General features: G+C 65.7%; 22 protein-coding genes and 3 tRNA genes. 23 read left to right on the top strand and 2 right to left on the bottom strand.

Features of this window, described 5'->3' with window-relative positions:
• The first annotated feature begins 429 nt into the window (after window positions 1-429).
• From VQ067_RS21725 to argR, 6 genes are all read left to right on the top strand, one after another.
• A complete protein-coding gene (locus tag VQ067_RS21725; protein WP_033990160.1) occupies window positions 430-1,209 on the top strand; it encodes an ABC transporter substrate-binding protein in 780 nt (259 codons plus the stop codon).
• Between the two features lie 118 nt (window positions 1,210-1,327).
• Entirely contained in the window at window positions 1,328-2,017 is a 690-nt protein-coding gene (locus VQ067_RS21720) for an ABC transporter permease (RefSeq protein ID WP_003085934.1), read from the top strand.
• A gap of 16 nt (window positions 2,018-2,033) precedes the next feature.
• Window positions 2,034-2,732, top strand: coding sequence for an ABC transporter permease (locus tag VQ067_RS21715; protein WP_003085936.1), 699 nt, complete (start codon window positions 2,034-2,036; stop codon window positions 2,730-2,732).
• A gap of 13 nt (window positions 2,733-2,745) precedes the next feature.
• Window positions 2,746-3,858: a M14 family metallopeptidase gene (locus tag VQ067_RS21710; RefSeq protein ID WP_003085938.1), complete on the top strand. Its 1,113-nt coding sequence runs from the start codon at window positions 2,746-2,748 to the stop codon at window positions 3,856-3,858.
• A gap of 18 nt (window positions 3,859-3,876) precedes the next feature.
• Window positions 3,877-4,641 (top strand): arginine/ornithine transport ATP-binding protein AotP, encoded by a 765-nt coding sequence (gene aotP / locus VQ067_RS21705; protein ID WP_003085940.1) that lies wholly within the window; start codon window positions 3,877-3,879, stop codon window positions 4,639-4,641.
• A gap of 32 nt (window positions 4,642-4,673) precedes the next feature.
• Window positions 4,674-5,663, top strand: a complete 990-nt coding sequence (argR, locus tag VQ067_RS21700) for a transcriptional regulator ArgR (protein WP_003085944.1) — start codon at window positions 4,674-4,676, stop codon at window positions 5,661-5,663.
• A 20-nt stretch (window positions 5,664-5,683) separates the two neighbouring features.
• Here argR and VQ067_RS21695 read toward each other — a convergent pair whose 3' ends face one another.
• Window positions 5,684-6,007, bottom strand: a complete 324-nt coding sequence (locus tag VQ067_RS21695) for a hypothetical protein (protein WP_022580718.1) — start codon at window positions 6,005-6,007, stop codon at window positions 5,684-5,686.
• Window positions 6,008-6,173: 166 nt separating this feature from the next.
• Between VQ067_RS21695 and aruC the strand changes: the two genes are divergently transcribed.
• The 14 genes from aruC to VQ067_RS21625 all read left to right on the top strand — a co-directional run bounded on the left by aruC (window position 6,174) and on the right by VQ067_RS21625 (window position 19,996).
• Complete coding sequence (aruC, locus tag VQ067_RS21690) at window positions 6,174-7,394, top strand: bifunctional succinylornithine transaminase/acetylornithine aminotransferase (RefSeq protein WP_003085948.1); 1,221 nt, start codon at window positions 6,174-6,176, stop codon at window positions 7,392-7,394.
• 198 nt (window positions 7,395-7,592) lie between these two features.
• Window positions 7,593-8,609 (top strand): arginine/ornithine succinyltransferase subunit alpha, encoded by a 1,017-nt coding sequence (aruF, locus tag VQ067_RS21685; protein WP_003085950.1) that lies wholly within the window; start codon window positions 7,593-7,595, stop codon window positions 8,607-8,609.
• A gap of 11 nt (window positions 8,610-8,620) precedes the next feature.
• Complete coding sequence (gene astA / locus VQ067_RS21680) at window positions 8,621-9,643, top strand: arginine N-succinyltransferase (RefSeq protein WP_003110258.1); 1,023 nt, start codon at window positions 8,621-8,623, stop codon at window positions 9,641-9,643.
• A 42-nt stretch (window positions 9,644-9,685) separates the two neighbouring features.
• Entirely contained in the window at window positions 9,686-11,152 is a 1,467-nt protein-coding gene (gene astD, locus VQ067_RS21675) for a succinylglutamate-semialdehyde dehydrogenase (protein WP_074241381.1), read from the top strand.
• Window positions 11,149-12,495, top strand: coding sequence for an N-succinylarginine dihydrolase (gene astB, locus VQ067_RS21670; protein ID WP_003085956.1), 1,347 nt, complete (start codon window positions 11,149-11,151; stop codon window positions 12,493-12,495). Before astD ends, astB begins: the two co-directional genes overlap by 4 nt.
• A gap of 13 nt (window positions 12,496-12,508) precedes the next feature.
• Window positions 12,509-12,799, top strand: coding sequence for a hypothetical protein (locus VQ067_RS21665; RefSeq protein WP_003085959.1), 291 nt, complete (start codon window positions 12,509-12,511; stop codon window positions 12,797-12,799).
• 13 nt (window positions 12,800-12,812) lie between these two features.
• Window positions 12,813-13,811, top strand: a complete 999-nt coding sequence (gene astE, locus VQ067_RS21660; protein WP_003085962.1) for a succinylglutamate desuccinylase — start codon at window positions 12,813-12,815, stop codon at window positions 13,809-13,811.
• A gap of 144 nt (window positions 13,812-13,955) precedes the next feature.
• A complete protein-coding gene (gene ltaE / locus VQ067_RS21655) occupies window positions 13,956-14,960 on the top strand; it encodes a low-specificity L-threonine aldolase (protein WP_003111717.1) in 1,005 nt (334 codons plus the stop codon).
• 121 nt (window positions 14,961-15,081) lie between these two features.
• Window positions 15,082-17,706 (top strand): alanine--tRNA ligase, encoded by a 2,625-nt coding sequence (gene alaS / locus VQ067_RS21650; RefSeq protein ID WP_023112293.1) that lies wholly within the window; start codon window positions 15,082-15,084, stop codon window positions 17,704-17,706.
• Between the two features lie 147 nt (window positions 17,707-17,853).
• On the top strand, window positions 17,854-19,092 hold the full coding sequence (locus tag VQ067_RS21645; RefSeq protein ID WP_003085971.1) for an aspartate kinase: 1,239 nt from the start codon (window positions 17,854-17,856) through the stop codon (window positions 19,090-19,092).
• Window positions 19,093-19,276: 184 nt separating this feature from the next.
• The gene (gene csrA / locus VQ067_RS21640; RefSeq protein WP_003085981.1) at window positions 19,277-19,462 is read left to right on the top strand and encodes a carbon storage regulator CsrA; all 186 of its coding nucleotides are present in this window, start codon (window positions 19,277-19,279) and stop codon (window positions 19,460-19,462) included.
• A 61-nt stretch (window positions 19,463-19,523) separates the two neighbouring features.
• A tRNA-Ser gene (locus VQ067_RS21635) sits at window positions 19,524-19,614 on the top strand.
• A gap of 117 nt (window positions 19,615-19,731) precedes the next feature.
• Window positions 19,732-19,808 (top strand) — tRNA-Arg (locus tag VQ067_RS21630).
• Window positions 19,809-19,919: 111 nt separating this feature from the next.
• A tRNA-Arg gene (locus VQ067_RS21625) sits at window positions 19,920-19,996 on the top strand.
• Between the two features lie 97 nt (window positions 19,997-20,093).
• Here the strand turns inward: VQ067_RS21625 and alpR are convergent.
• On the bottom strand, window positions 20,094-20,807 hold the full coding sequence (gene alpR, locus VQ067_RS21620) for a transcriptional regulator AlpR (protein WP_003085982.1): 714 nt from the start codon (window positions 20,805-20,807) through the stop codon (window positions 20,094-20,096).
• Between the two features lie 170 nt (window positions 20,808-20,977).
• Between alpR and VQ067_RS21615 the strand changes: the two genes are divergently transcribed.
• The 3 genes from VQ067_RS21615 to VQ067_RS21605 all read left to right on the top strand — a co-directional run bounded on the left by VQ067_RS21615 (window position 20,978) and on the right by VQ067_RS21605 (window position 22,315).
• The gene (locus VQ067_RS21615) at window positions 20,978-21,508 is read left to right on the top strand and encodes a hypothetical protein (protein WP_016253768.1); all 531 of its coding nucleotides are present in this window, start codon (window positions 20,978-20,980) and stop codon (window positions 21,506-21,508) included.
• Between the two features lie 164 nt (window positions 21,509-21,672).
• Complete coding sequence (locus VQ067_RS21610) at window positions 21,673-22,047, top strand: phage holin family protein (protein ID WP_003085986.1); 375 nt, start codon at window positions 21,673-21,675, stop codon at window positions 22,045-22,047.
• On the top strand, window positions 22,040-22,315 hold the full coding sequence (locus VQ067_RS21605; RefSeq protein ID WP_003085989.1) for a phage holin family protein: 276 nt from the start codon (window positions 22,040-22,042) through the stop codon (window positions 22,313-22,315). The genes VQ067_RS21610 and VQ067_RS21605 overlap by 8 nt, the downstream gene beginning before the upstream one ends.
• Window positions 22,316-22,389 lie beyond the last annotated feature (74 nt).

The raw sequence follows: 22,389 nt of genomic DNA, 5'->3' as shown, positions 1-22,389 counted from the left end.
GCGGTAACACTTCGGTGATGCGCGCCTGCGCATAATTGGGGCGAGAGGAAACGCCACGCACAGCCAAGGTGCGACACGGGGTAGCAGTCGAGGCGAGTCGTAGCGGCCAAGCCATTGAAGGAGAAGGAACTGGCAATTTATGGCTTGAGATTTGCTTTACTCATTGATTACACTTCGCGCTTTCCGGGCACAAATGTCGCTGCCTGTCAATATCGCCGAATGCCCTCTTCGGTGCTTTTATAATTAGTTGTCGCATTGAAGAAATAACCACTTTCGGCCTGTCGCTAGAATGCCGCTCACCCCAGCTGGCGCCCTGTCCACGAGAAGGCGCCATGCGCAAGAGCCGGTGATCACGCATATCCGTCGGCAGCCTGGGCAAGGTTCTATTTCTCCTGCCAATCGATGCCATCCCCTTCGAAGGAGTTCCAGATGAAGAAGCTCGCACTTCTCGGCGCCCTGGCGCTGTCCGTGCTCTCCCTGCCCACTTTCGCCGCCGACAAGCCGGTGCGCATCGGCATCGAGGCGGCCTATCCGCCGTTCTCGCTGAAGACCCCGGACGGCCAGCTGGCAGGCTTCGACGTGGATATCGGCAATGCCCTCTGCGAAGAGATGAAGGTGCAGTGCAAGTGGGTCGAGCAGGAGTTCGACGGCCTGATCCCGGCACTCAAGGTGCGCAAGATCGATGCGATCCTCTCGTCGATGACCATCACCGACGAGCGCAAGCGTTCGGTCGACTTCACCAACAAGTACTACAACACCCCGGCGCGCTTCGTGATGAAGGAAGGCGCCAGCCTCAACGATCCCAAGGCCGACCTGAAGGGCAAGAAGGCCGGCGTGCTGCGTGGCAGTACCGCCGACCGCTACGCCTCCGCCGAACTGACCCCGGCCGGCGTCGAAGTGGTGCGCTACAACTCCCAGCAGGAAGCCAACATGGACCTGGTGGCCGGTCGCCTCGACGCGGTGGTCGCCGACTCGGTGAACCTCGAGGACGGCTTCCTCAAGACCGATGCCGGCAAGGGCTACGCCTTCGTCGGTCCGCGACTGACCGATGCCAAGTACTTCGGCGAAGGCGTCGGCATCGCCGTGCGCAAGGGCGATAGCGAGCTGGCCGGCAAGTTCAACGCGGCCATCGACGCGCTGCGCGCCAACGGCAAGTACAAGCAGATCCAGGACAAGTACTTCAGCTTCGACGTCTACGGTTCGAACTGACGCTATCCGTCAGAGGTGGCACAAACGTCCGCGACGCCTCGCGCTGTTTGTGCCACTTTTTTATTGAGTGGACGCCACTGCTTTAGCGCTGCATTAGCTGCATAGAGGTACCGTTTTGATGATCACTGGCTACGGTGCGACCATCGTCGATGGCGCCTGGCTGACTCTCCAGCTGGCCCTGCTTTCCATGCTCCTGGCCATCGTCCTCGGCCTGCTGGGCGCGGCCTTCCGCCTGTCGCCGGTGCGCTGGCTGGCCTGGTGCGGCGACCTGTACGCCACGGTAGTGCGCGGCATTCCCGACCTGGTGCTGATCCTGCTGATCTTCTACGGCGGCCAGGGCCTGCTGAACTGGGTCGCCCCGCAACTCGGCTACGACGACTACATCGACCTGAATCCCTTCGTGTCCGGCGTCGGCACCCTCGGCTTCATCTTCGGCGCCTATCTCTCGGAGACCTTCCGCGGCGCCTTCATGGCGATCCCCAAGGGCCAGGGCGAGGCCGGCTACGCCTATGGCATGAGCCACCGCCAGGTGTTCTTCCGCATCCAGGTGCCGCAGATGATCCGCCTGGCGATCCCCGGCTTCACCAACAACTGGCTGGTGCTGGTCAAGGCCACCGCGCTGATTTCCGTGGTCGGCCTGCAGGACATGATGTTCAAGGCCAAGCAGGCCTCCGATGCGACCCGCGAGCCGTTCACCTACTACCTCGCCGTGGCTGGCCTGTACCTGCTGGTGACCAGCGTGTCGCTGCTGTTGCTGCGCCTGCTCGAACGCCGCTATTCGGTCGGCGTGAAAACCGCGGAACTGTGAGTCAAGGGGCCCTATCGTGATCTTCGATTTCTCCGTCATCTGGGACAGCCTTCCGCTCTATTTCGACGGCCTGCTGGTCACCCTCAAGCTGCTCTCGATCTCCCTGCTGATCGGCCTGCTGCTGGCGGTGCCGCTGGCGCTGATGCGGGTCTCCAAGCAGCCGCTGGTGAACTTCCCGGCCTGGCTCTACACCTACGTGATCCGCGGCACGCCGATGCTGGTCCAGCTGTTCCTGATCTACTACGGCCTGGCGCAGTTCGACGCGGTGCGCGAGAGCGCGCTGTGGCCCTGGCTGTCGAACGCGTCCTTCTGCGCCTGCCTGGCGTTCGCCATCAACACCAGCGCCTACACCGCCGAGATCCTCGCCGGCAGCCTGAAGGCCACGCCCCATGGCGAGATCGAGGCGGCCAAGGCGATGGGCATGTCGCGCCTGAAGATGTACCGCCGCATCCTCCTGCCGTCGGCACTGCGGCGTGCGCTGCCGCAGTACAGCAACGAAGTGATCATGATGCTGCAGACCACCAGCCTGGCGTCCATCGTCACCCTGGTGGACATCACCGGCGCCGCGCGGACCGTCTACTCGCAGTACTACCTGCCGTTCGAGGCGTTCATCACCGCCGGCCTGTTCTACCTGTGCCTGACCTTCATCCTGGTGCGCCTGTTCAAGCTTGCCGAGCGCCGCTGGCTGGCCTACCTGGCGCCGCGCAAATCCTGATCCGGAGGACCGCATGGAGCGTATCGACCACCTGCTGCCGTGGAGCACCCTGGGAAGCGAGAAGCGCCTGAGCGTGTTCCGCTTCGGCTGCGGCGCGCGCAAGGTCTACATCCAGTCCAGCCTGCACGCCGACGAGCTGCCGGGCATGCGCACCGCCTGGGAGCTGAAGCAGCGGTTGCGCCTGCTGGAGGCGGAAGGCCGCCTGCGCGGCACCGTCGAGCTGGTGCCGGTGGCCAATCCGGTCGGTCTCGGGCAGATGATCCAGGCGCTGCACCAGGGGCGCTTCGAAATGAGCAGCGGGCGCAACTTCAATCGCGATTTCCCCGACCTGCTGGACGCGGTGATCGACAGCGTCGGCGAGCGTCTCGGCAGCGATCCGGCGGCCAATGTCGCGCTGGTCCGCCAGGCCCTGCGCGCGGCGCTGGACGCCCTGCCGCCGGCGACCTCGGAACTGGAGGGCATGCAGCGCCTGCTCTATCGCCACGCCTGCGACGCCGACCTGGTGCTCGACCTGCATTGCGACTTCGAGGCCGCCATCCATCTCTATACCCTGCCGCAGCAATGGCCCGCCTTCGCCTCCCTGGCCGCACGCCTGGGCGCCGCCGTCGGGCTGCTCGCCGAGGAGTCCGGCGGCGGTTCCTTCGACGAGGCCTGCTCGGTGCCGTGGCTGCGCCTGTCGCGCCTGTATCCGCGCGCCGAGCTGCCGCTGGCCTGCCTGGCGACCACCGTCGAACTCGGCGGCCAGGCCGATACCACGGCGCAGCAGGCCGAGGCCAACGCCGCGGCGATCCTGGCCTTCCTCGCCGAGCAGGGCTTCGTCGAGGGCGAATGGCCGGCGGCGCCCGAAGCCTGCTGCGAAGGCTTGCCCTTCGAGGGCACCGAATACGTCCACGCCCCGCATACCGGCGTGGTGAGTTTCCTGCGCCGGCCGGGCGAATGGGTGGAGGCGGGCGAACCGCTGTTCCAGGTCATCGATCCCCTGGCCGACCGTGCCAGCACCGTGTGCGCCGGGGTTTCCGGCGTGCTTTTCGCCATCGAACGGATGCGCTACGCGCAGCCGGGACTCTGGCTGGCCAAGGTGGCCGGTCGTCAACCGATCCGTCAGGGACGCTTGCTCAGCGACTGATTAGCCGAGAACACACACATGTACAAACTGGAAGTCCAAGACCTGCACAAGCGCTACGGTAGCCACGAGGTGCTCAAGGGCGTCTCGCTGGCGGCGAAAGCGGGCGACGTGATCAGCATCATCGGCTCGAGCGGTTCCGGCAAGAGCACCTTCCTGCGCTGCATCAACCTGCTGGAGCAGCCGCACGCCGGCAAGATCCTGCTCAACGGCGAGGAGCTGAAGCTGGTGCCCGGCCGCGACGGCGCGCTGAAGGCCGCCGACTCCCGCCAGTTGCAGCGCATGCGCTCGCGCCTGTCGATGGTGTTCCAGCATTTCAACCTGTGGTCGCACATGAGCGCCTTGGAGAACGTCATCGAGGCGCCCGTGCATGTGCTCGGCGTGTCGAAGAAGGAAGCCATCGAGAAGGCCGAGCACTACCTGGCCAAGGTCGGCGTGGCGCACCGCAAGGACGCCTACCCGGCGCACATGAGCGGCGGCGAGCAGCAGCGCGTGGCGATCGCCCGGGCGCTGGCGGTGGAGCCGGAAGTGATGCTGTTCGACGAGCCGACCTCGGCGCTCGACCCCGAACTGGTGGGCGAAGTGCTGAAGGTCATGCAGGACCTGGCCCAGGAAGGCCGCACCATGGTGGTGGTGACCCACGAGATGGGTTTCGCCCGCGAGGTGTCGAACCAGTTGGTGTTCCTGCACAAGGGCCTGGTCGAGGAACACGGCTGCCCGAAGGAAGTCCTCGCCAACCCGCAGTCGGACCGCCTCAAGCAGTTCCTCTCCGGCAGCCTCAAGTAACATTCATCGCAGAGGCCGGCTAAGCTGCTCCCATGACTGCCCAACCCCAACGCATCGGTTTCCTCCTCTGGCCCGCCACCCGCGCGCTGACGCTATCGCTTGCCGAGGAAGCCCTGCGGGCGGCCCGGCGGTTGCACCCCGAGGCGCTCTACGAGCCGCTGTTCCTGCTCGCCGAAGCGCCGGCCGAAGAGGAGGGCTGGCGCCTGCCGGGAACGGCCTGGAACGGCAGGCTGGAGCAATGCTCGCGGCTGTTCCTGGTCGCCGACGAGGCGCCGGCGGCGGTGTCGCCAGCGCTGGGCCTGGCGCTCAAGCAACTGGCGCGTTCGGGAGCGGCGATCGGCGCGCTGTCCGCCGGCATCTACCCGCTGGCCCAGCTCGGCCTGCTCGACGGCTATCGCGCCGCGGTGCACTGGCGTTGGCACGATGACTTCACCGAGCGCTTCCCCAAGGTCATCGCCACCAACCACCTGTTCGAGTGGGATCGCGACCGCATGACCGCCTGCGGCGGCATGGCGGTACTCGACCTGCTGTTGGCGCTGCTGTCCCGCGACCATGGCGCTGAACTGGCCGGCGCGGTCTCGGAGGAGTTGGTGGTGGAGCGCATCCGCGAAGGCAACGAGCGCCAGCGCATCCCGCTGAAGAATCGCCTCGGCTCCAGCCATCCGAAGCTGACCCAGGCGGTACTGCTGATGGAAGCCAATATCGAGGAGCCACTGACCACCGACGAGATCGCCCAGCATGTGTGCGTTTCGCGGCGCCAGTTGGAACGGATCTTCAAGCAATACCTGAACCGCGTACCCAGCCAGTACTACCTGGAGCTGCGCCTGAACCGCGCGCGGCAGATGCTGATGCAGACCAGCAAGTCGATCATCCAGATCGGCCTGTCCTGCGGTTTCTCTTCCGGGCCGCATTTCTCCAGCGCCTACCGCAACTTCTTCGGCGTCACTCCGCGCGAGGACCGCAACCAGCGGCGCGGCGGCAGCGCCTTCGAGACGACCTTCACTCCCGTCGAACGCGGCTGATCGCCAACGGCGCGGCGGTTTCAGCCGGGCTTTGCGACGCCCCGGGAGGCGGATCGCCTCGGGAAGTCGCCGAGTTCGCGACGGGCCGTCGGAATGATCGCCTCCAGCAGTTCCAGCGGAACGTCGCTGGCGAACAGGTTGACCACGAAACGCCGGCCGGCGTCGTCGCGAAATACCTCGAACAGCGGCTGTTCGCCGCGCCAGCACTCCAGGCCGAGGCCGTCGCGCGGATTGACGTCGGAGGCGAAGACGAGACGGTAGTCGATTCCCTCGATGGGCATGGCTTGTTTCCCTGCTGTTCCCGCCCGCGGGGCGGCGTAGAAGAAGTATGCAACCGAGTGCATCGCGCGTTTACACTGCGCCTTCCCGATGCTTTCTGTCGCATTTCCGAAAGCCGCGGAAATTCCCGGGTTGGCGCTATAACAAGTTGTCGCATGGCGGCAATGCCGGCCCGGTCCCAATCCCTACAATCCTTTCATCGATAGCCGCCTTCAGGCAGGAGAAACACCGATGTCCGCTCCCCATGCGCAGGTAGAACGTGCCGATTTCGACCGGTATATGGTCCCCAACTACGCCCCCGCCGCCTTCATCCCGGTGCGAGGCGAGGGATCGCGCGTCTGGGACCAGAGCGGCCGCGAACTGATCGATTTCGCCGGCGGCATCGCCGTGACCTCCCTGGGCCACGCGCATCCGGCGCTGGTCAAGGCGCTCACCGAGCAGGCCCAGCGCATCTGGCACGTTTCCAACGTCTTCACCAACGAGCCGGCCCTGCGCCTGGCGCGCAAGCTGGTGGACGCCACCTTCGCCGAGCGGGTGTTCCTCGCCAACTCCGGCGCCGAGGCCAACGAGGCGGCCTTCAAGCTGGCTCGCCGCTACGCCAACGATGTCTACGGCCCGCAGAAGTACGAGATCATCGCCGCCAGCAACAGCTTCCACGGGCGCACCCTGTTCACCGTCAACGTCGGCGGCCAGCCGAAGTATTCCGATGGCTTCGGGCCCAAGTTCGAGGGTATCACCCACGTTCCCTACAACGACCTGGAAGCGCTGAAGGCGGCGATCTCCGACAAGACCTGCGCCGTGGTGCTGGAACCGATCCAGGGCGAGGGCGGCGTGCTGCCGGCGCAGCAGGCCTACCTGGAAGGGGCGCGCAAGCTGTGCGACGAGCACAACGCGCTGCTCGTCTTCGACGAGGTCCAGAGCGGCATGGGCCGGGTCGGCGAGCTGTTCGCCTACATGCACTACGGCGTGGTCCCGGACATCCTCTCCAGCGCCAAGAGCCTGGGCGGCGGCTTCCCTATCGGTGCGATGCTGACCACCGGCGAGATCGCCAAGCACCTGTCGGTCGGCACCCACGGCACCACCTACGGCGGCAACCCGCTGGCCTCGGCGGTGGCCGAGGCGGCGCTGGACGTGATCAATACCCCGGAAGTGCTGGATGGCGTGAAGGCCAAGCATGAGCGCTTCAAGTCCCGCCTGCAGAAGATCGGCCAGGAGTACGGCATCTTCGGCGAGATTCGCGGCATGGGCCTGCTGATCGGCGCGGCGCTGACCGACGAGTGGAAGGGCAAGGCCAGGGATGTGCTCAACGCCGCCGAGAAAGAGGCGGTCATGGTGCTCCAGGCCAGCCCGGACGTGGTGCGCTTCGCGCCGAGCCTGGTGATCGACGACGCCGAGATCGACGAAGGCCTGGAGCGCTTCGAGCGCGCCGTGGCCAAGCTGGTCCGCGGCTGAGCGAACCCACGGGGCCCCGGCGCAGGCCGGGGCACCCGATGCGACATCCCGGAGCGGCCCGCGCCGGAGCCGGGAACCGTGCCGCCGTGCGTGGCGCGGGATCTTCCCTGCTGGACGTTCGAAACCGTGGCACAGGAAGGTGCCGCGGTCCCGCGCATGGATGCGGCAATCATCGTTGTCTGAGAAAGGAGTGACGCCATGTTGGTGATGCGCCCCGCCCAAGCGGCCGACCTGCCACAGGTGCAGCGTCTGGCGGCGGACAGCCCGGTAGGCGTCACGTCCTTGCCGGATGACGCCGAACGTCTGCGCGACAAGATCCTCGCTTCCGAGGCCTCGTTCGCCGCGGAGGTGAGCTACAACGGCGAGGAAAGCTATTTCTTCGTCCTCGAGGACAGCGCCAGCGGCGAGCTGGTCGGCTGCTCGGCGATCGTCGCCTCGGCCGGGTTCTCGGAACCGTTCTACAGCTTCCGCAACGAAACCTTCGTGCACGCCTCGCGCTCGCTGTCGATCCACAACAAGATCCATGTTCTCTCGCTGTGCCACGACCTTACCGGCAACAGCCTGCTGACCAGTTTCTACGTACAGCGCGACCTGGTGCAGAGCGTCTATGCCGAACTCAACTCGCGCGGTCGCCTGCTGTTCATGGCCAGCCATCCGGAGCGCTTCGCCGACGCGGTGGTGGTGGAGATCGTCGGCTACAGCGACGAGCAGGGCGAATCGCCGTTCTGGAACGCGGTCGGGCGCAACTTCTTCGACCTGAACTACATCGAGGCGGAAAAGCTCTCCGGGCTGAAGAGCCGCACCTTCCTCGCCGAACTGATGCCGCACTATCCGATCTACGTGCCGCTGTTGCCGGATGCCGCCCAGGAATCCATGGGCCAGGTTCACCCGCGAGCGCAGATCACCTTCGACATCCTGATGCGCGAAGGCTTCGAGACCGACAACTACATCGACATCTTCGATGGCGGCCCGACCCTGCACGCGCGTACCTCGGGGATTCGCTCGATCGCCCAGAGCCGGGTGGTTCCGGTGAAGATCGGCGAGGCGCCGAAGAGCGGGCGTCCATACCTGGTCACCAACGGCCAGTTGCAGGACTTCCGCGCGGTCGTGCTGGACCTGGACTGGGCGCCCGGCAAGCCGGTGGCCCTGAGTGTTGAAGCCGCCGAGGCCCTGGGCGTCGGCGAAGGCGCCAGCGTGCGCCTGGTAGCGGTCTGAAGGAGCCAGTCATGATCGTACGTCCTGTTACCAGCGCCGACCTGCCGGCCCTGATCGAGCTGGCGCGCAGCACCGGCACCGGCCTGACCACCCTGCCGGCCAACGAGCAGCGCCTGCAGCATCGCGTCAGTTGGGCCGAGAAGGCCTTCCGTGGCGAGGCCGAACGCGGCGACGCCGACTACCTGTTCGTCCTCGAGGACGACGCCGGCAAGGTCGTCGGCATCTCCGCCATCGCCGGAGCGGTAGGGCTTCGCGAACCCTGGTACAACTACCGGGTCGGCCTCACCGTGAGCGCCTCGCAGGAACTCAACATCCATCGCGAGATCCCCACGCTGTTCCTGGCCAACGACCTGACCGGCAATTCCGAGCTGTGCTCGCTGTTCCTCCACGCCGACCACCGCAGCGGCCTCAACGGCAAGCTGCTGTCGCGCGCGCGCTTCCTGTTCATCGCCGAATTCCGCCACCTGTTCGGCGACAAGCTGATCGCCGAGATGCGCGGCATGTCCGACGAGGAGGGGCGTTCGCCATTCTGGGAAAGCCTCGGCCGGCACTTCTTCAAGATGGAATTCTCCCAGGCCGACTACCTCACCGGGGTCGGCAACAAGGCCTTCATCGCCGAGCTGATGCCGAAGTTCCCGCTCTACACCTGCTTCCTCTCCGAGGAGGCGCGCGGGGTGATCGGCCGCGTCCATCCGAACACCGAGCCGGCGCTGGCCATGCTCAAGGCCGAGGGCTTCAGCTACCAGGGCTACGTCGACATCTTCGACGCCGGCCCTGCGATCGAGGCCGAGACCGACAAGATCCGCGCCATCGCCGAGAGCCAGAACCTGGTGCTGGCGGTGGGCACTCCCGGCGACGACGCCGAGCCCTACCTGATCCACAACCGCAAGCGCGAAGACTGTCGCATCACCGCCGCGCCGGCGCGGGCCGCCGCCGGCACCCTGGTGGTCGATCCGCTGACCGCCAAGCGCCTGCGCCTGTCGGCCGGCGCCTCGGTACGCGCGGTGCCGCTGTCGGCGCAGAAACGCGCTTGAAAGCCTGATGGAGGCGTCCCGGCGAGGGCGCCCGAGGAGTCGATGATGAGTACCCATTACATTGCCGGCCAGTGGCTGGCGGGCCAGGGCGAGACCCTGGAGTCCCTCGACCCGGTTGGCCAGGGCGTGGTCTGGTCCGGGCGCGGCGCTGACGCCGCCCAGGTCGATGCCGCCGTGCGCGCCGCCCGCGAGGCCTTCCCGGCCTGGGCGCGGCGCCCGCTGGAGCAGCGCATCGAGTTGCTCGAGCGCTTCGCTGCGACCCTCAAGTCCCGCGCCGACGAGCTGGCCCGGGCGATCGGCGAGGAAACCGGCAAGCCGCTGTGGGAGTCGGCCACCGAAGTGACCAGCATGGTCAACAAGGTGGCGATCTCGGTGCAGGCGTTCCGCGAGCGCACCGGCGAGAAGTCCGGTCCGCTGGCCGACGCCACCGCCGTGCTGCGGCACAAGCCGCATGGCGTGGTGGCGGTATTCGGTCCCTACAATTTCCCCGGCCACCTGCCCAACGGGCATATCGTCCCGGCGCTGCTGGCCGGTAACTGCGTGGTGTTCAAGCCCAGCGAGCTGACCCCGAAGGTCGCCGAGCTGACGCTCAAGGCCTGGATCCAGGCCGGCCTGCCGGCCGGCGTGCTCAACCTGGTCCAGGGCGGTCGCGAAACCGGCGTCGCGCTGGCCGCCCACCGTGGGCTCGACGGTCTGTTCTTCACCGGGTCCAGTCGCACCGGCAACCTGCTGCACAGCCAGTTCGGCGGCCAGCCGCAGAAAATCCTGGCGCTGGAGATGGGCGGCAACAACCCGTTGGTAGTGGAGGAGGTCGCCGACCTCGACGCCGCCGTCTACACCATCATCCAGTCCGCCTTCATCTCCGCCGGCCAGCGCTGCACCTGCGCCCGCCGCCTGCTGGTGCCGCAGGGCGCCTGGGGCGACGCACTGCTGGCGCGCCTGGTGGCGGTCAGCGCTACCCTGCGGGTCGGCCGTTTCGACGAGCAGCCGGCGCCGTTCATGGGCGCGGTGATTTCGCTGAGCGCCGCCGAGCACCTGCTCAAGGCCCAGGAGCATTTGATCGGCAAGGGCGCACAGCCACTTCTGGCGATGACCCAGCCGATCGACGGCGCCGCCCTGCTGACCCCGGGCATCCTCGACGTCAGCGCGGTGGCCGAGCGACCGGACGAAGAGTTCTTCGGGCCGTTGTTGCAAGTGATCCGCTACTCCGATTTCGCTGCGGCGATCCGTGAAGCCAACGCCACCCAGTACGGCCTGGCCGCCGGGCTGCTGTCGGATTCCCGCGAGCGTTTCGAGCAGTTCCTCGTGGAAAGCCGCGCCGGCATCGTCAACTGGAACAAGCAGCTCACCGGCGCCGCCAGCAGCGCGCCGTTCGGCGGTATCGGCGCGTCCGGCAACCACCGGCCGAGCGCCTACTACGCCGCCGATTACTGCGCCTATCCGGTCGCCTCGCTGGAAAGCCCCAGCGTGTCCCTTCCTGCCACCCTGACTCCCGGGATCAGCCTATGAATGCCCATGAAGTGAATTTCGACGGCCTGGTCGGCCCGACCCACAACTACGGCGGCCTGTCCTACGGCAATGTCGCTTCGCAAAGCAACAGCCAGGCGGTGTCCAACCCGAAGGAAGCGGCGAAGCAGGGCCTGGCGAAGATGAAGGCGCTGATGGAGATGGGTTTCAAGCAGGGGGTGCTCGCCCCGCAAGCCCGCCCGGATACCGCTGCGCTACGTAGCCTGGGCTTCTCCGGCAGCGACGAGGAGGTGATCCGCCGCGCGGCGAAGGAAGCGATGCCTCTCCTCGCCGCCTGCAGTTCGGCGTCGAGCATGTGGACCGCCAATGCCGCCACGGTCAGCCCGAGCGCCGACACCGCCGACGGCCGCGTGCATTTCACCGCGGCCAACCTGAACTGCAAGTTCCATCGATCCATCGAGCATCCCACCACCAGCCGCGTGCTGGCGGCGATGTTCAACGACGAGCGGCATTTCGCCCATCACGCGGCGCTGCCGGCGGTGAGCCAGTTCGGCGACGAAGGCGCGGCCAACCACACTCGCTTCTGCAAGGACTATGGCGATGCCGGCGTGGAGTTCTTCGTTTTCGGCCGCAGCGCCTTCGACAGTCGCTTCCCGGCGCCGCAACGCTATCCGGCGCGCCAGACCCTGGAAGCCTGCCAGGCCGTCGCGCGCCTGCACGGGCTGAGCGAGGCCGGAGTGGTCTACGCTCAACAGAACCCGGCGGTGATCGACCAGGGCGTGTTCCACAACGATGTGATCTCGGTGGGCAATGGCGAGGTGCTGTTCCATCACGAGGACGCCTTCCTCGATACCGAGAAGGTCCTTGCCGAACTGCACGATAAGCTTGGCCGCCGCGGCGGCCGCTTCCGCGCCATCTGCGTGCCGCGCGACCAGGTCGCGGTGGAGGACGCGGTGAAGTCCTATCTGTTCAACAGCCAACTGCTGTCGAAGGCCGACGGTTCGATGCTGCTGGTGGTACCGGAGGAGTGCCGGAACAACCCGCGGGTCTGGAACTACCTGGACCAGCTCACCGGCGACGACGGCCCGATCCGCGAAGTGAAGGTCTTCGATCTCAAGCAGAGCATGCAGAACGGCGGCGGCCCGGCCTGCCTGCGCTTGCGCGTGGCGCTGCAGGAGCGGGAGCTGGCGGCGGTGAATCCGGGGGTGATCATGAGCGCCGGCCTGTACGACACGCTGGTAGCCTGGGTCGACCGGCACTACCGCGACCGCCTGAGCGAAACCGACCTGGCCGACCCGCAACTGCTGCTGGAGTGCCGGACGGCATTGGATGAACTGACGCAGATCCTTAAACTGGGTTCGGTTTATTCCTTCCAACTCGATTGAGAGCCTCGCCACCATGTCCGATAGCCTGCAACTGATCCTCGAAGATACCGACGGCACCCAGCTGGAAACTTCCTGCACCCGTTTCGCCGTGGTCTGGCAGGGCAAGGAAGTGTGGGTCCAGCAAGCCGGCAACGGCCAGTTGCTGATCGGCGTCGACGTCGAAGACGGCGATACCGAATACACCAACCTGCTGCTGCGGCCGATGGCGACCAACCTGGTCAGCCTGCAACTGGAGATGGAGCCGATCGAAGAGGGCGACGACCACGAGCACGGCCCCGACTGCGGCTGCGACCACACCCACTGACTGAGGACATCCCATGCTCGCCCTCGGCAAACTGCTCGACTTGACCCTGGCCGGCCGCGAGCCGACCGAGAAGATCCAGCTCACCGCCGACGGCACCCGCCTGCACTGGCTGGCCGAGGGCGCGCTGGAAGTCACGCCGATCGGCGCCCGCGACAACGGCGTCGACCTGTTGCTCTCGGCCGGTATCCACGGCAACGAGACCGCGCCCATCGAACTGCTCGAACGGCTGATCCGCAAGGTCGCCGCGGGCACCCTCAAGCCTGCCGCCAGGGTCCTCTTCCTGTTCGGCAATCCCGAAGCCATCCGCCGCGGCGAGCGCTACGTCGAACAGGACATGAACCGCCTGTTCAACGGTCGCCACGAGGAGGGCAGCGGCAACGAGGCCTTCCGTGCCGCCGAGCTGGAGCGCCTGGCCCAGGTGTTCTTCAGCAAGACCGAGCGAGTCCACCTGCACTACGACCTGCATACCGCGATCCGCGGCTCGAAGATCGAGCAGTTCGCCCTCTACCCCTGGGCCGAGGGCCGCGAGCATTCCCGCAGCGAACTGGCCCGCCTGCGCGACGCCGGCATCGAGGCGGTGCTGTTGCAGAACAAGCCGGGCATCACCTTCAGCGCCTACACCTACGGCCAGCTCGGCGCCGAGGCCTTTACCCTGGAACTGGGCAAGGCACGTCCGTTCGGAGAGAACCAGGAGGTCAACCTGGAGCGCCTGGAGCGGAGCCTGGAGCTGCTGATCGACGGCAGCGAGGAACAGCCGGACGGCTCCCGACTCGATGGCCTCAAGCTGTTCAGCGTGTCGCGCGAGGTGATCAAGCACAGCGACCACTTCCGCCTGCACCTCGACGACGACGTGGCCAACTTCACCGAACTCTCGCCGGGCTACCTGCTGGCCGAGGATATCGGCGGCACGCGCTGGGTGGTGGAGGAGGTCGGCGCGCGCATCATCTTCCCCAATCCGCGGGTGAAGAACGGCTTGCGCGCCGGAATCCTGGTGGTGCCGGCCAAGCTCTGAGACGTATCGGCCTTCCCTCTCGATCATGACGGAGCGCTTCGGCGCTCCGTTTCCGTTGCGGCCGGGAAGATTTCCCGACTTCCCTTGTGGCTGTCGGTAGAGCGCCGTAGGATCGGGCTTTTCCGCCGAACCGAGGAGCCCTCCGTGCCTGTCATCGACCTGCGCAGCGACACCGTCACCCAGCCCACCGCCGGCATGCGCGAAGCCATGGCCGCGGCCGAACTGGGCGACGACGTCTATGGCGAGGACCCCACGGTCAACCGCCTGGAGGCCGAACTGGCGGCGCGCCTGGGCTTCGCCGCGGCGCTCTTCGTGCCGACCGGGACCATGAGCAACCTGCTCGGATTGATGGCCCACTGCGAGCGCGGCGACGAATACATCGTCGGCCAGCAGGCGCATACCTACAAATACGAGGGCGGCGGTGCCGCGGTGCTGGGCTCGATCCAGCCGCAGCCGATCGACGGCGAGGCCGACGGATCGCTCGACCTGGACAAGGTCGCGGCGGCGATCAAGGCCGACGACTTCCATTTCGCCAGGACCCGCCTGCTGGCCCTGGAAAACACCATGCAGGGCAAGGTGCTGCCGCTCGACTACCTGGCCGCGGCGCGCGCCTTCACTCGCGCGCGTGGCCTGGCCCTGCACCTGGATGGCGCGCGCCTGTACAACGCGGCGGTGAAGCTGGGCGTAGACGCCAGCGAGATCACCCGGCACTTCGACTCGGTGTCGGTGTGCCTGTCCAAGGGCCTCGGTGCGCCGGTGGGCTCGGTGCTTTGCGGCAGCGTCGAACTGATCGGCAAGGCCCGTCGCTGGCGCAAGATGGTCGGCGGCGGGATGCGCCAGGCCGGTCTGCTGGCGGCTGCCGGCCTGTACGCCCTCGATCACCAGGTGGCACGCCTGGCCGACGACCACGCCAACGCCGCGCGCCTGGGCGACGGGCTGCGCGAACTGGGCTATGCGGTGGAGCCGGTGCAGACCAACATGGTCTACGTCGATGTCGGCGAGCGGGCGGTCGCGCTGCGTGACTTCCTTGCCGAGCGCGAGGTGCGGATCAGCGCGGCGGCGCGTTTGCGCCTGGTCACCCACCTGGACGTTTCCGCCGAGTCCATAGGACAAGTACTGGATGCCTTCGCGGCCTTTCGTCGCTCATAAGCGAAAAGGTCGGCAATAGGCAATAACTATCGCGCAAATACACTACAACCTTGCCCAAGGGCCGATATAATGCGGCCCTTTGCCGGCGATTCGTGGCCGCCAATTTTCCGTGGAAGAACCTATGAAAAGCGCTGAAATCCGTGAAGCCTTCCTCCGCTTCTTCGAAGAGAAGGGACACACCCGTGTCGCTTCCAGTTCGCTGATCCCGGCGAACGATCCGACCCTGCTGTTCACCAACGCGGGCATGAACCAGTTCAAGGACTGCTTCCTCGGCCTGGAAAAGCGCGCCTACACCCGTGCGACCACCAGCCAGAAATGCGTGCGCGCCGGCGGCAAGCACAACGACCTGGAAAACGTCGGCTACACCGCGCGGCACCACACCTTCTTCGAAATGCTGGGTAACTTCAGCTTCGGCGACTATTTCAAGCGCGACGCCATCCATTACGCTTGGGAGTTCCTCACCGGCGAGAAATGGCTGAACCTGCCCAAGGAAAAGCTCTGGGTCACCGTCTACGCCACCGACGACGAGGCCTACGACATCTGGACCAAGGAAGTCGGCGTGCCCGCCGAGCGTATGGTGCGGATCGGCGACAACAAGGGTGCGCCCTATGCGTCCGACAACTTCTGGGCGATGGGCGATACCGGACCCTGCGGTCCCTGCACCGAGATCTTCTTCGACCATGGTCCGGAGATCTGGGGCGGCCCGCCCGGTTCGCCGGAAGAGGACGGCGACCGCTACATCGAGATCTGGAACAACGTGTTCATGCAGTTCAACCGCACCGCGGACGGCGTCATGCACCCGCTGCCGGCGCCGAGCGTGGACACCGGCATGGGCCTGGAGCGCGTCAGCGCGGTACTCCAGCACGTGCACTCGAACTATGAGATCGACCTGTTCCAGAACCTGTTGAAAGCCTCCGCCGAGGCCATCGGCTGCGCCAACGACGACGCGCCGTCGCTGAAGGTGGTAGCCGACCACATCCGTTCCTGCAGCTTCCTGATCGCCGACGGCGTGCTGCCGTCCAACGAAGGTCGCGGCTACGTCTTGCGGCGGATCATCCGCCGCGCCTGCCGCCACGGCAACAAGCTGGGCGCCAGGGGCACCTTCTTCCACAAGATCGTCGCAGCGCTGGTCGCCGAGATGGGCGATGCCTTCCCCGAGCTGAAGCAACAGCAGGCACACATCGAGCGCGTGCTGAAGACCGAGGAAGAGCAGTTCGCCAAGACCCTGGAGCAAGGCCTGAAGATCCTCGAACAGGACCTTGCCGAACTGCAGGGCAGCGTGATTCCCGGCAACGTGGTGTTCAAGCTGTACGACACCTATGGCTTCCCGGTCGACCTGACCAATGACATCGCCCGCGAGCGCGAGCTGACCATCGACGAGGACGGCTTCGAGCGCGAGATGGAGGCCCAGCGCGAGCGCGCCCGCGCTTCCAGCGCCTTCGGCATGGACTACAACAGCCTGGTCAAGGTCGACGGCGAGACCCGCTTCCTCGGCTATCAGGGCGTCTCCGGCGCCGGGCAGATCGTCGCGCTGTTCAGGGACGGCCAGGCCGTCGAGCGCCTGGAGGAGGGCGAGGAGGGCGTCGTGGTCCTCGACCAGACGCCGTTCTACGCCGAGTCCGGCGGCCAGGTCGGCGACAGTGGCTACCTCGAGGCGGCTGGCGTGCGCTTCGACGTGCGCGATACCACCAAGGCCGGCGGCGCGCACCTGCACCACGGCGTGGTCGCCCGGGGCAACCTGAGCGTCGGCGCCGCGGTCAAGGCCGAGGTCGACGCCTCGGTACGCCAGGCCACCGCGCTCAACCACTCCGCGACCCACCTGCTGCATGCCGCGCTGCGCCAGGTACTGGGCGACCACGTACAACAGAAGGGCTCGCTGGTGGACAGCCAGCGCCTGCGTTTCGACTTTAGCCACTTCGAGGCGATCAAGGCGGAACAACTGAAGGCCCTGGAGGATATCGTCAACGCCGAAATCCGTCGCAACACCGAGGTCGAGACCGAGGAAACCGATATCGACACCGCCAAGGCCAAGGGCGCCATGGCGCTGTTCGGCGAGAAGTACGGCGACCAGGTGCGCGTACTGAGCATGGGCGGCGATTTCTCCGTCGAGCTGTGCGGTGGCACCCACGTATCCCGCACCGGCGACATCGGCCTGTTCAAGATCACCAGCGAGGGTGGCGTGGCTGCCGGCGTACGCCGTATCGAGGCGGTCACCGGCGCGGCGGCGCTGGCCTACCTGAACGGTGCCGAGGAGCAGCTCAAGGAAGCCGCCAGCCTGGTCAAGGGCAGCCGCGATAACCTGCTGGACAAGCTCGGCGCACTGCTGGAGCGCAACCGCTCGCTGGAGAAGGAGCTGGAACAGCTCAAGGCCAAGGCTGCCAGCGCGGCCGGCGACGACCTTTCGGCGGCAGCGGTGGAAATCAAGGGCGCGAAGGTACTCGCCGCGCGCCTCGATGGTCTGGACGGCAAGGCGCTGCTGGCGCTGGTCGACCAGTTGAAGAACAAGCTCGGTCGCGCAGTGATCCTGCTCGGCGGCGAGCTGGACGGGAAGGTCGTACTGGTCGCAGGCGTGACCCAGGACCTGACCGGCCAACTGAAGGCCGGCGAGCTTATGAAGCAAGCCGCGGCGGCAGTTGGTGGCAAAGGTGGCGGACGCCCGGATATGGCCCAGGGCGGCGGCACCGATGCAGCGAAATTGGACGAGGCCCTGGCCCTGGCCCAGCGCTTCGTCGAGCAAGGGCTCTGATGCCATGCCGGCCCCGCGCCAGAGCGACGCGGGGCCGGGCGGCCAGCGCCCCTTGATGCCCGGCCGGCGGTGCGCCCCGCCAGTCCGGGTAGCGAAAGAATGTGGCAGGTTCAAAAGGGCGCCCTTCACGGAATCAGGCGGTTTGAAATGGCTTTGATCGTACAGAAGTTTGGAGGGACCTCCGTCGGCACCGTCGAGCGTATCGAGCAGGTGGCCGAGAAGGTGAAGAAATTCCGCGAAGCGGGCGATGACGTCGTCGTGGTGGTATCCGCCATGAGCGGCGAGACCAACCGTCTGATCGGCCTGGCCAACCAGATCATGGAGCAGCCGGTTCCGCGCGAACTGGACGTCATGGTCTCGACCGGAGAGCAGGTGACCATCGCCCTGCTCAGCATGGCCCTGATCAAGCGCGGCGTGCCGGCGGTCTCCTATACCGGCAACCAGGTGCGTATCCTCACCGACAGCGCACACACCAAGGCGCGCATCCTGCACATCGACGACACCCACATCCGCGCCGACCTCAAGGCCGGCAGGGTAGTGGTGGTCGCCGGTTTCCAGGGCGTTGACGGCAACGGCAACATCACCACGCTGGGCCGCGGCGGTTCCGATACCACCGGGGTGGCCCTGGCGGCGGCGTTGAAGGCCGACGAATGCCAGATCTACACCGACGTCGACGGCGTCTACACCACCGATCCGCGCGTAGTGCCGCAGGCCCGCCGGCTGGACAAGATCACCTTCGAGGAAATGCTGGAAATGGCCAGCCTCGGTTCCAAGGTGCTGCAGATCCGGGCGGTCGAGTTCGCCGGCAAGTACAACGTTCCGCTGCGCGTGCTGCACAGCTTCCAGGAGGGTCCGGGCACCCTCATTACTATCGATGATGAAGAGGAATCCATGGAACAGCCGATCATCTCCGGCATCGCCTTCAACCGCGACGAAGCCAAGCTGACCATCCGTGGCGTACCCGATACCCCCGGCGTGGCCTTCAAGATCCTCGGGCCGATCAGTGCCGCCAATGTGGAAGTCGACATGATCGTGCAGAACGTGGCGCACGATAACACCACCGACTTCACCTTCACGGTGCATCGCAACGATTACCTGAACGCCCTGGAAATCCTCAAGCAGACCGCCGCCAACATCGGCGCGCGCGAAGCCATCGGCGACACCAACATCGCCAAGGTTTCCATCGTCGGCGTCGGCATGCGTTCGCACGCCGGCGTGGCCAGCCGCATGTTCGAGGCGCTGGCCAAGGAAAGCATCAACATCCAGATGATCTCCACCTCGGAAATCAAGGTTTCCGTGGTGATCGAAGAGAAGTACCTGGAACTGGCGGTACGTGCCCTGCACACGGCGTTCGAGCTCGACGCGCCGGCGCGACAGGGTGAGTGACGCTGGCAGGCGAAAGGCGCGGCAACCCCGCGCCTTTTGTCGTTTTTGACCGTTCGGCAGGAACTTTCATTCCGGCGGGACTGGTCAATACTGGGTGAAGGATCGCGCTCTTGATTTCTGCGGATCCGCCGCCATTTCTTTTTTGCAGACTGTTGTCCTGAAATATTCGCGTGAGGAGAAAGGAATGCTGATTCTGACTCGTCGGGTCGGAGAGACCCTGATGGTAGGTGACGACGTCACCGTGACGGTACTGGGTGTCAAAGGGAACCAGGTGCGCATCGGCGTCAACGCGCCGAAGGAAGTCGCCGTGCACCGGGAGGAAATTTACCAGCGCATCCAGAAAGAGAAAGATCAAGAGCCAAACCATTAATTTTTATCTAATTTTCCCTTTGCAAACGGGGTAAAGATGGGTATCATGCGCCCCGTGTTGCGGAGAGGTGGCCGAGTGGCCGAAGGCGCTCCCCTGCTAAGGGAGTACACCTCAAAAGGGTGTCGGGGGTTCGAATCCCCCCCTCTCCGCCATTCAAGTGTTAGAGGTTGATTCAGGCGGCGAAAGCCATCTTGGTAACTAAGTTACTGATTTGATTGAAAAAATTGCTTGACGGATAAAATCCACAATCTATAATGCGCCCCCACGACGCACTCATAGCTCAGCTGGATAGAGTACTCGGCTACGAACCGAGCGGTCGGAGGTTCGAATCCTCCTGAGTGCGCCATATTTCGAAGGGTTCCTCTAGTCAGGGGCTCGACGGACGAAGGATCGACAGTTGCGGTCTTTCACGGTAAAACAAGCGTTACCGGCAGGTGGCCGGAAAAAGCACCGACACGCACTCATAGCTCAGCTGGATAGAGTACTCGGCTACGAACCGAGCGGTCGGAGGTTCGAATCCTCCTGAGTGCGCCATGCCGAAAGGGCCTGCAGCAATGCAGGCCCTTTTTCTTTGCCTGGGATTTTTCTTCCGCCGGAACGCGGCCCCGTCGTCAGGCGGGGCGGGAAGGGGTCAGACCAGCACCGAGTACCAGAACACCCGACCGATCACGTTGATGTGCTCGGCGGCTTCCTGGGGCTCGTAGCGCTCGTCCGGATGCTCGTCACTGTTGAAGCTGCGAATGCGCAGGCCGCCGCCCGGAAGGCGGTAGAGCAGTTTCACGCGCAGTTGGCCGTCGTGGTCGAAGGCGTACATGTCGCCGTCCTTGATCGTCCGCGCGCTAGTGTCCACACCTACCGTGCTGCCGTCCGGCAGCACCGGCTCCATGCTGTTGCCGCTGACCGTGACGCAGGCGGCACTGGCCGGATCGATGTTCTTCTTGCGCAGGGTGTACTTGCCGAAGCGCAGCTTGCGCCCGCCGGTCTGCAGGATCACCGTGCTGCCCTTGCCGCCGGACAGCTCGATCTCCTTGTAGAAGGGCAGTTCGATCTCGTCGGCATCCAGGGGCGTTTCGTCGTCCCATGACTCTACTGCGCCAAGCCAACTGGCATTGGGTCCTGCGTTCGCCTGGCCGCGCTCGGCGAGCATCTCGCCGCGACCTTCCGCCAGCCATAGGGGGTTGACGCCGCAGGCGCCGGCGATCTGCGCGACGAAGCTGGTGGCGCGGGACTTGCCGCGCTCCAGATCGGAAATGGAGGTCTGGGTCATGCCTACCGCCTGGGCAAGCTGGACCTGGCTGAGATGGGCGTGCTTGCGCGCCGCCTTGATGCGATCTTTGAGTTCCATAGGGGGCAAGACTAAGGGTGTGCCTGTGGCATTGCAAGCGTCCGTATATGGGTATTACCATAATTTCAGCGCTTTCCTACTCGCCTCGGGTAGGACGGCGGCCCAACACAGCCACTGCGGGTGGCTAATGCGAGCGGCCAGCCAGGTGGGCCGGCCAAGGAGGGAATACCATGTTTCAAAGTACCGAGCAGGCGCTGGCCGTGGCCTACTGGATGTTCGAGCACCAGCCGGGACCGAAGTCGTCGACGGCGATGGTGATCGATGGCCTGCGCGAGCGCTTCGATCGCAGCTTCATCGAACACCTGCCCAGCGGTTTGAGTCCGCACGAATGGCAGGCCCAGGCGGTGATGACCGTGCGTTTCGCCCAGCGCCAGCTGGCTGCGCACCCACTGGAGCTGGCGGTGGTGCGGGCCGAGTTCGCCCGCGGGCGGGATTTCGTCCTTGGCCTGGCGGCTTTGCGCGACTGGCTGAAGCCCGGGGCCGACCCGATCGAGCAGCGGGCAACCCTGGCCTTGCTGATGCGCATGTTCCGTCGTCCGCCGTCGAGCATCCGCGAGATCGAGCGACTCAGCGGCCTGTCGAAGAGCACCCTGCATCGCTGGGACAAGGAATGGCGCGAGCGGGTTGTCGCTTTGCTGCACCAGGCCTTGCAGCGACTGGAGGAGCCGATGGCGGAGGTGGGGATCGTGTGCGAGCGCTAAAAAAATTTCTATATGAAAACGGGTTTTCCCATATTGACGCTATGGGACGATAAAGGTATAAATTCTCCACGATTGAAATTCCTCTGGCCGAGGCCCGCCGATGCGGGCTTCGGCCGTTCCGGGCCCGCCTTTTCGGCGGGCCTTTGCATTTCCGGGAGTCATCCATGTCCGAGCCAAGCTCTGCGGCCTCCGCCGCCAGCGCAATGGCTGGCGTCGGCCTGGCCATGTACCTGCCGGGTATCGATGGCAACGCCTTGCTGGGAGGCTTCGGCGGCGCCATCTTCTTTGTCGTGTTCGCCCGTGACTACAACGCCCTGACCCGCCTCGGCTATCTGCTGGTGTCCTGGGTCGGCGGCTATTACGCCGGAATCGAGGCGCTCGGCCGCGGGTTGACCCAGACCAGCGGCATGGCCGCCTTCGTCGCCGCGACCCTGTGCGTGACCGGCGGCATCGGCATGCTCGAGTGGATGCGTGGCGGTGAACTGCCCAACTGGATGCGCGGGCTGTTGCGCCGCCGGGGAGGCAAGTCCGATGGTTGACCCGCTGTCCACCCTGACCGTGCTGGTCTGCTCGGCGATCTGCATGCGCCTGATCACCTATCGCCGCGCCGGCGCGCGTTTCCGCCCCGGCGTTTCCCTGTGCGCCTACCTGCTGGCGTTGTGCACCGGCTGCCAGGCGCTGGGAATAGTGGCCGGGCTGTATCGCGCCGAGCACCTCTCGCCGTGGATGCTCGGGGTACTGCTGGTGCTGCTGGTCCTGCTGTTGCAGGCGCGCGGCAACCTGGCGCGGGTCCTGCGCCTGCATTGAACGAACGTACTTCGCTCCGGCCTGGCCGGCGGTTGTATCCGCCGCGTCGGTGCCTGTCCGTCATCCATCCATCC

The sequence above is a fragment of the Pseudomonas sp. KBN12P06040 genome, assembly GCF_037574965.1.
Classification (GTDB): domain Bacteria; phylum Pseudomonadota; class Gammaproteobacteria; order Pseudomonadales; family Pseudomonadaceae; genus Pseudomonas; species Pseudomonas aeruginosa.
The sequence above is the reverse complement of the archived record's forward strand: the minus strand, read 5'-3'. Positions and strand labels throughout refer to the sequence as shown.

What these genes read in the sequence shown, in the direction of transcription:
- VQ067_RS21725 (WP_033990160.1), top strand. Translation starts at nt 430, where the DNA reads ATGAAGAAGCTCGCACTTCTCGGCGCCCTGGCGCTGTCCGTGCTCTCC.
- VQ067_RS21720 (WP_003085934.1), top strand. Translation starts at nt 1,328, where the DNA reads ATGATCACTGGCTACGGTGCGACCATCGTCGATGGCGCCTGGCTGACT.
- VQ067_RS21710 (WP_003085938.1), top strand. Translation starts at nt 2,746, where the DNA reads ATGGAGCGTATCGACCACCTGCTGCCGTGGAGCACCCTGGGAAGCGAG.
- aotP (WP_003085940.1), top strand. Translation starts at nt 3,877, where the DNA reads ATGTACAAACTGGAAGTCCAAGACCTGCACAAGCGCTACGGTAGCCAC.
- argR (WP_003085944.1), top strand. Translation starts at nt 4,674, where the DNA reads ATGACTGCCCAACCCCAACGCATCGGTTTCCTCCTCTGGCCCGCCACC.
- VQ067_RS21695 (WP_022580718.1), bottom strand. Translation starts at nt 6,007, where the DNA reads ATGCACTCGGTTGCATACTTCTTCTACGCCGCCCCGCGGGCGGGAACA.
- aruC (WP_003085948.1), top strand. Translation starts at nt 6,174, where the DNA reads ATGTCCGCTCCCCATGCGCAGGTAGAACGTGCCGATTTCGACCGGTAT.
- aruF (WP_003085950.1), top strand. Translation starts at nt 7,593, where the DNA reads ATGTTGGTGATGCGCCCCGCCCAAGCGGCCGACCTGCCACAGGTGCAG.
- astA (WP_003110258.1), top strand. Translation starts at nt 8,621, where the DNA reads ATGATCGTACGTCCTGTTACCAGCGCCGACCTGCCGGCCCTGATCGAG.
- astD (WP_074241381.1), top strand. Translation starts at nt 9,686, where the DNA reads ATGATGAGTACCCATTACATTGCCGGCCAGTGGCTGGCGGGCCAGGGC.
- astB (WP_003085956.1), top strand. Translation starts at nt 11,149, where the DNA reads ATGAATGCCCATGAAGTGAATTTCGACGGCCTGGTCGGCCCGACCCAC.
- VQ067_RS21665 (WP_003085959.1), top strand. Translation starts at nt 12,509, where the DNA reads ATGTCCGATAGCCTGCAACTGATCCTCGAAGATACCGACGGCACCCAG.
- astE (WP_003085962.1), top strand. Translation starts at nt 12,813, where the DNA reads ATGCTCGCCCTCGGCAAACTGCTCGACTTGACCCTGGCCGGCCGCGAG.
- alaS (WP_023112293.1), top strand. Translation starts at nt 15,082, where the DNA reads ATGAAAAGCGCTGAAATCCGTGAAGCCTTCCTCCGCTTCTTCGAAGAG.
- VQ067_RS21645 (WP_003085971.1), top strand. Translation starts at nt 17,854, where the DNA reads ATGGCTTTGATCGTACAGAAGTTTGGAGGGACCTCCGTCGGCACCGTC.
- csrA (WP_003085981.1), top strand. Translation starts at nt 19,277, where the DNA reads ATGCTGATTCTGACTCGTCGGGTCGGAGAGACCCTGATGGTAGGTGAC.
- alpR (WP_003085982.1), bottom strand. Translation starts at nt 20,807, where the DNA reads ATGGAACTCAAAGATCGCATCAAGGCGGCGCGCAAGCACGCCCATCTC.
- VQ067_RS21615 (WP_016253768.1), top strand. Translation starts at nt 20,978, where the DNA reads ATGTTTCAAAGTACCGAGCAGGCGCTGGCCGTGGCCTACTGGATGTTC.
- VQ067_RS21610 (WP_003085986.1), top strand. Translation starts at nt 21,673, where the DNA reads ATGTCCGAGCCAAGCTCTGCGGCCTCCGCCGCCAGCGCAATGGCTGGC.
- VQ067_RS21605 (WP_003085989.1), top strand. Translation starts at nt 22,040, where the DNA reads ATGGTTGACCCGCTGTCCACCCTGACCGTGCTGGTCTGCTCGGCGATC.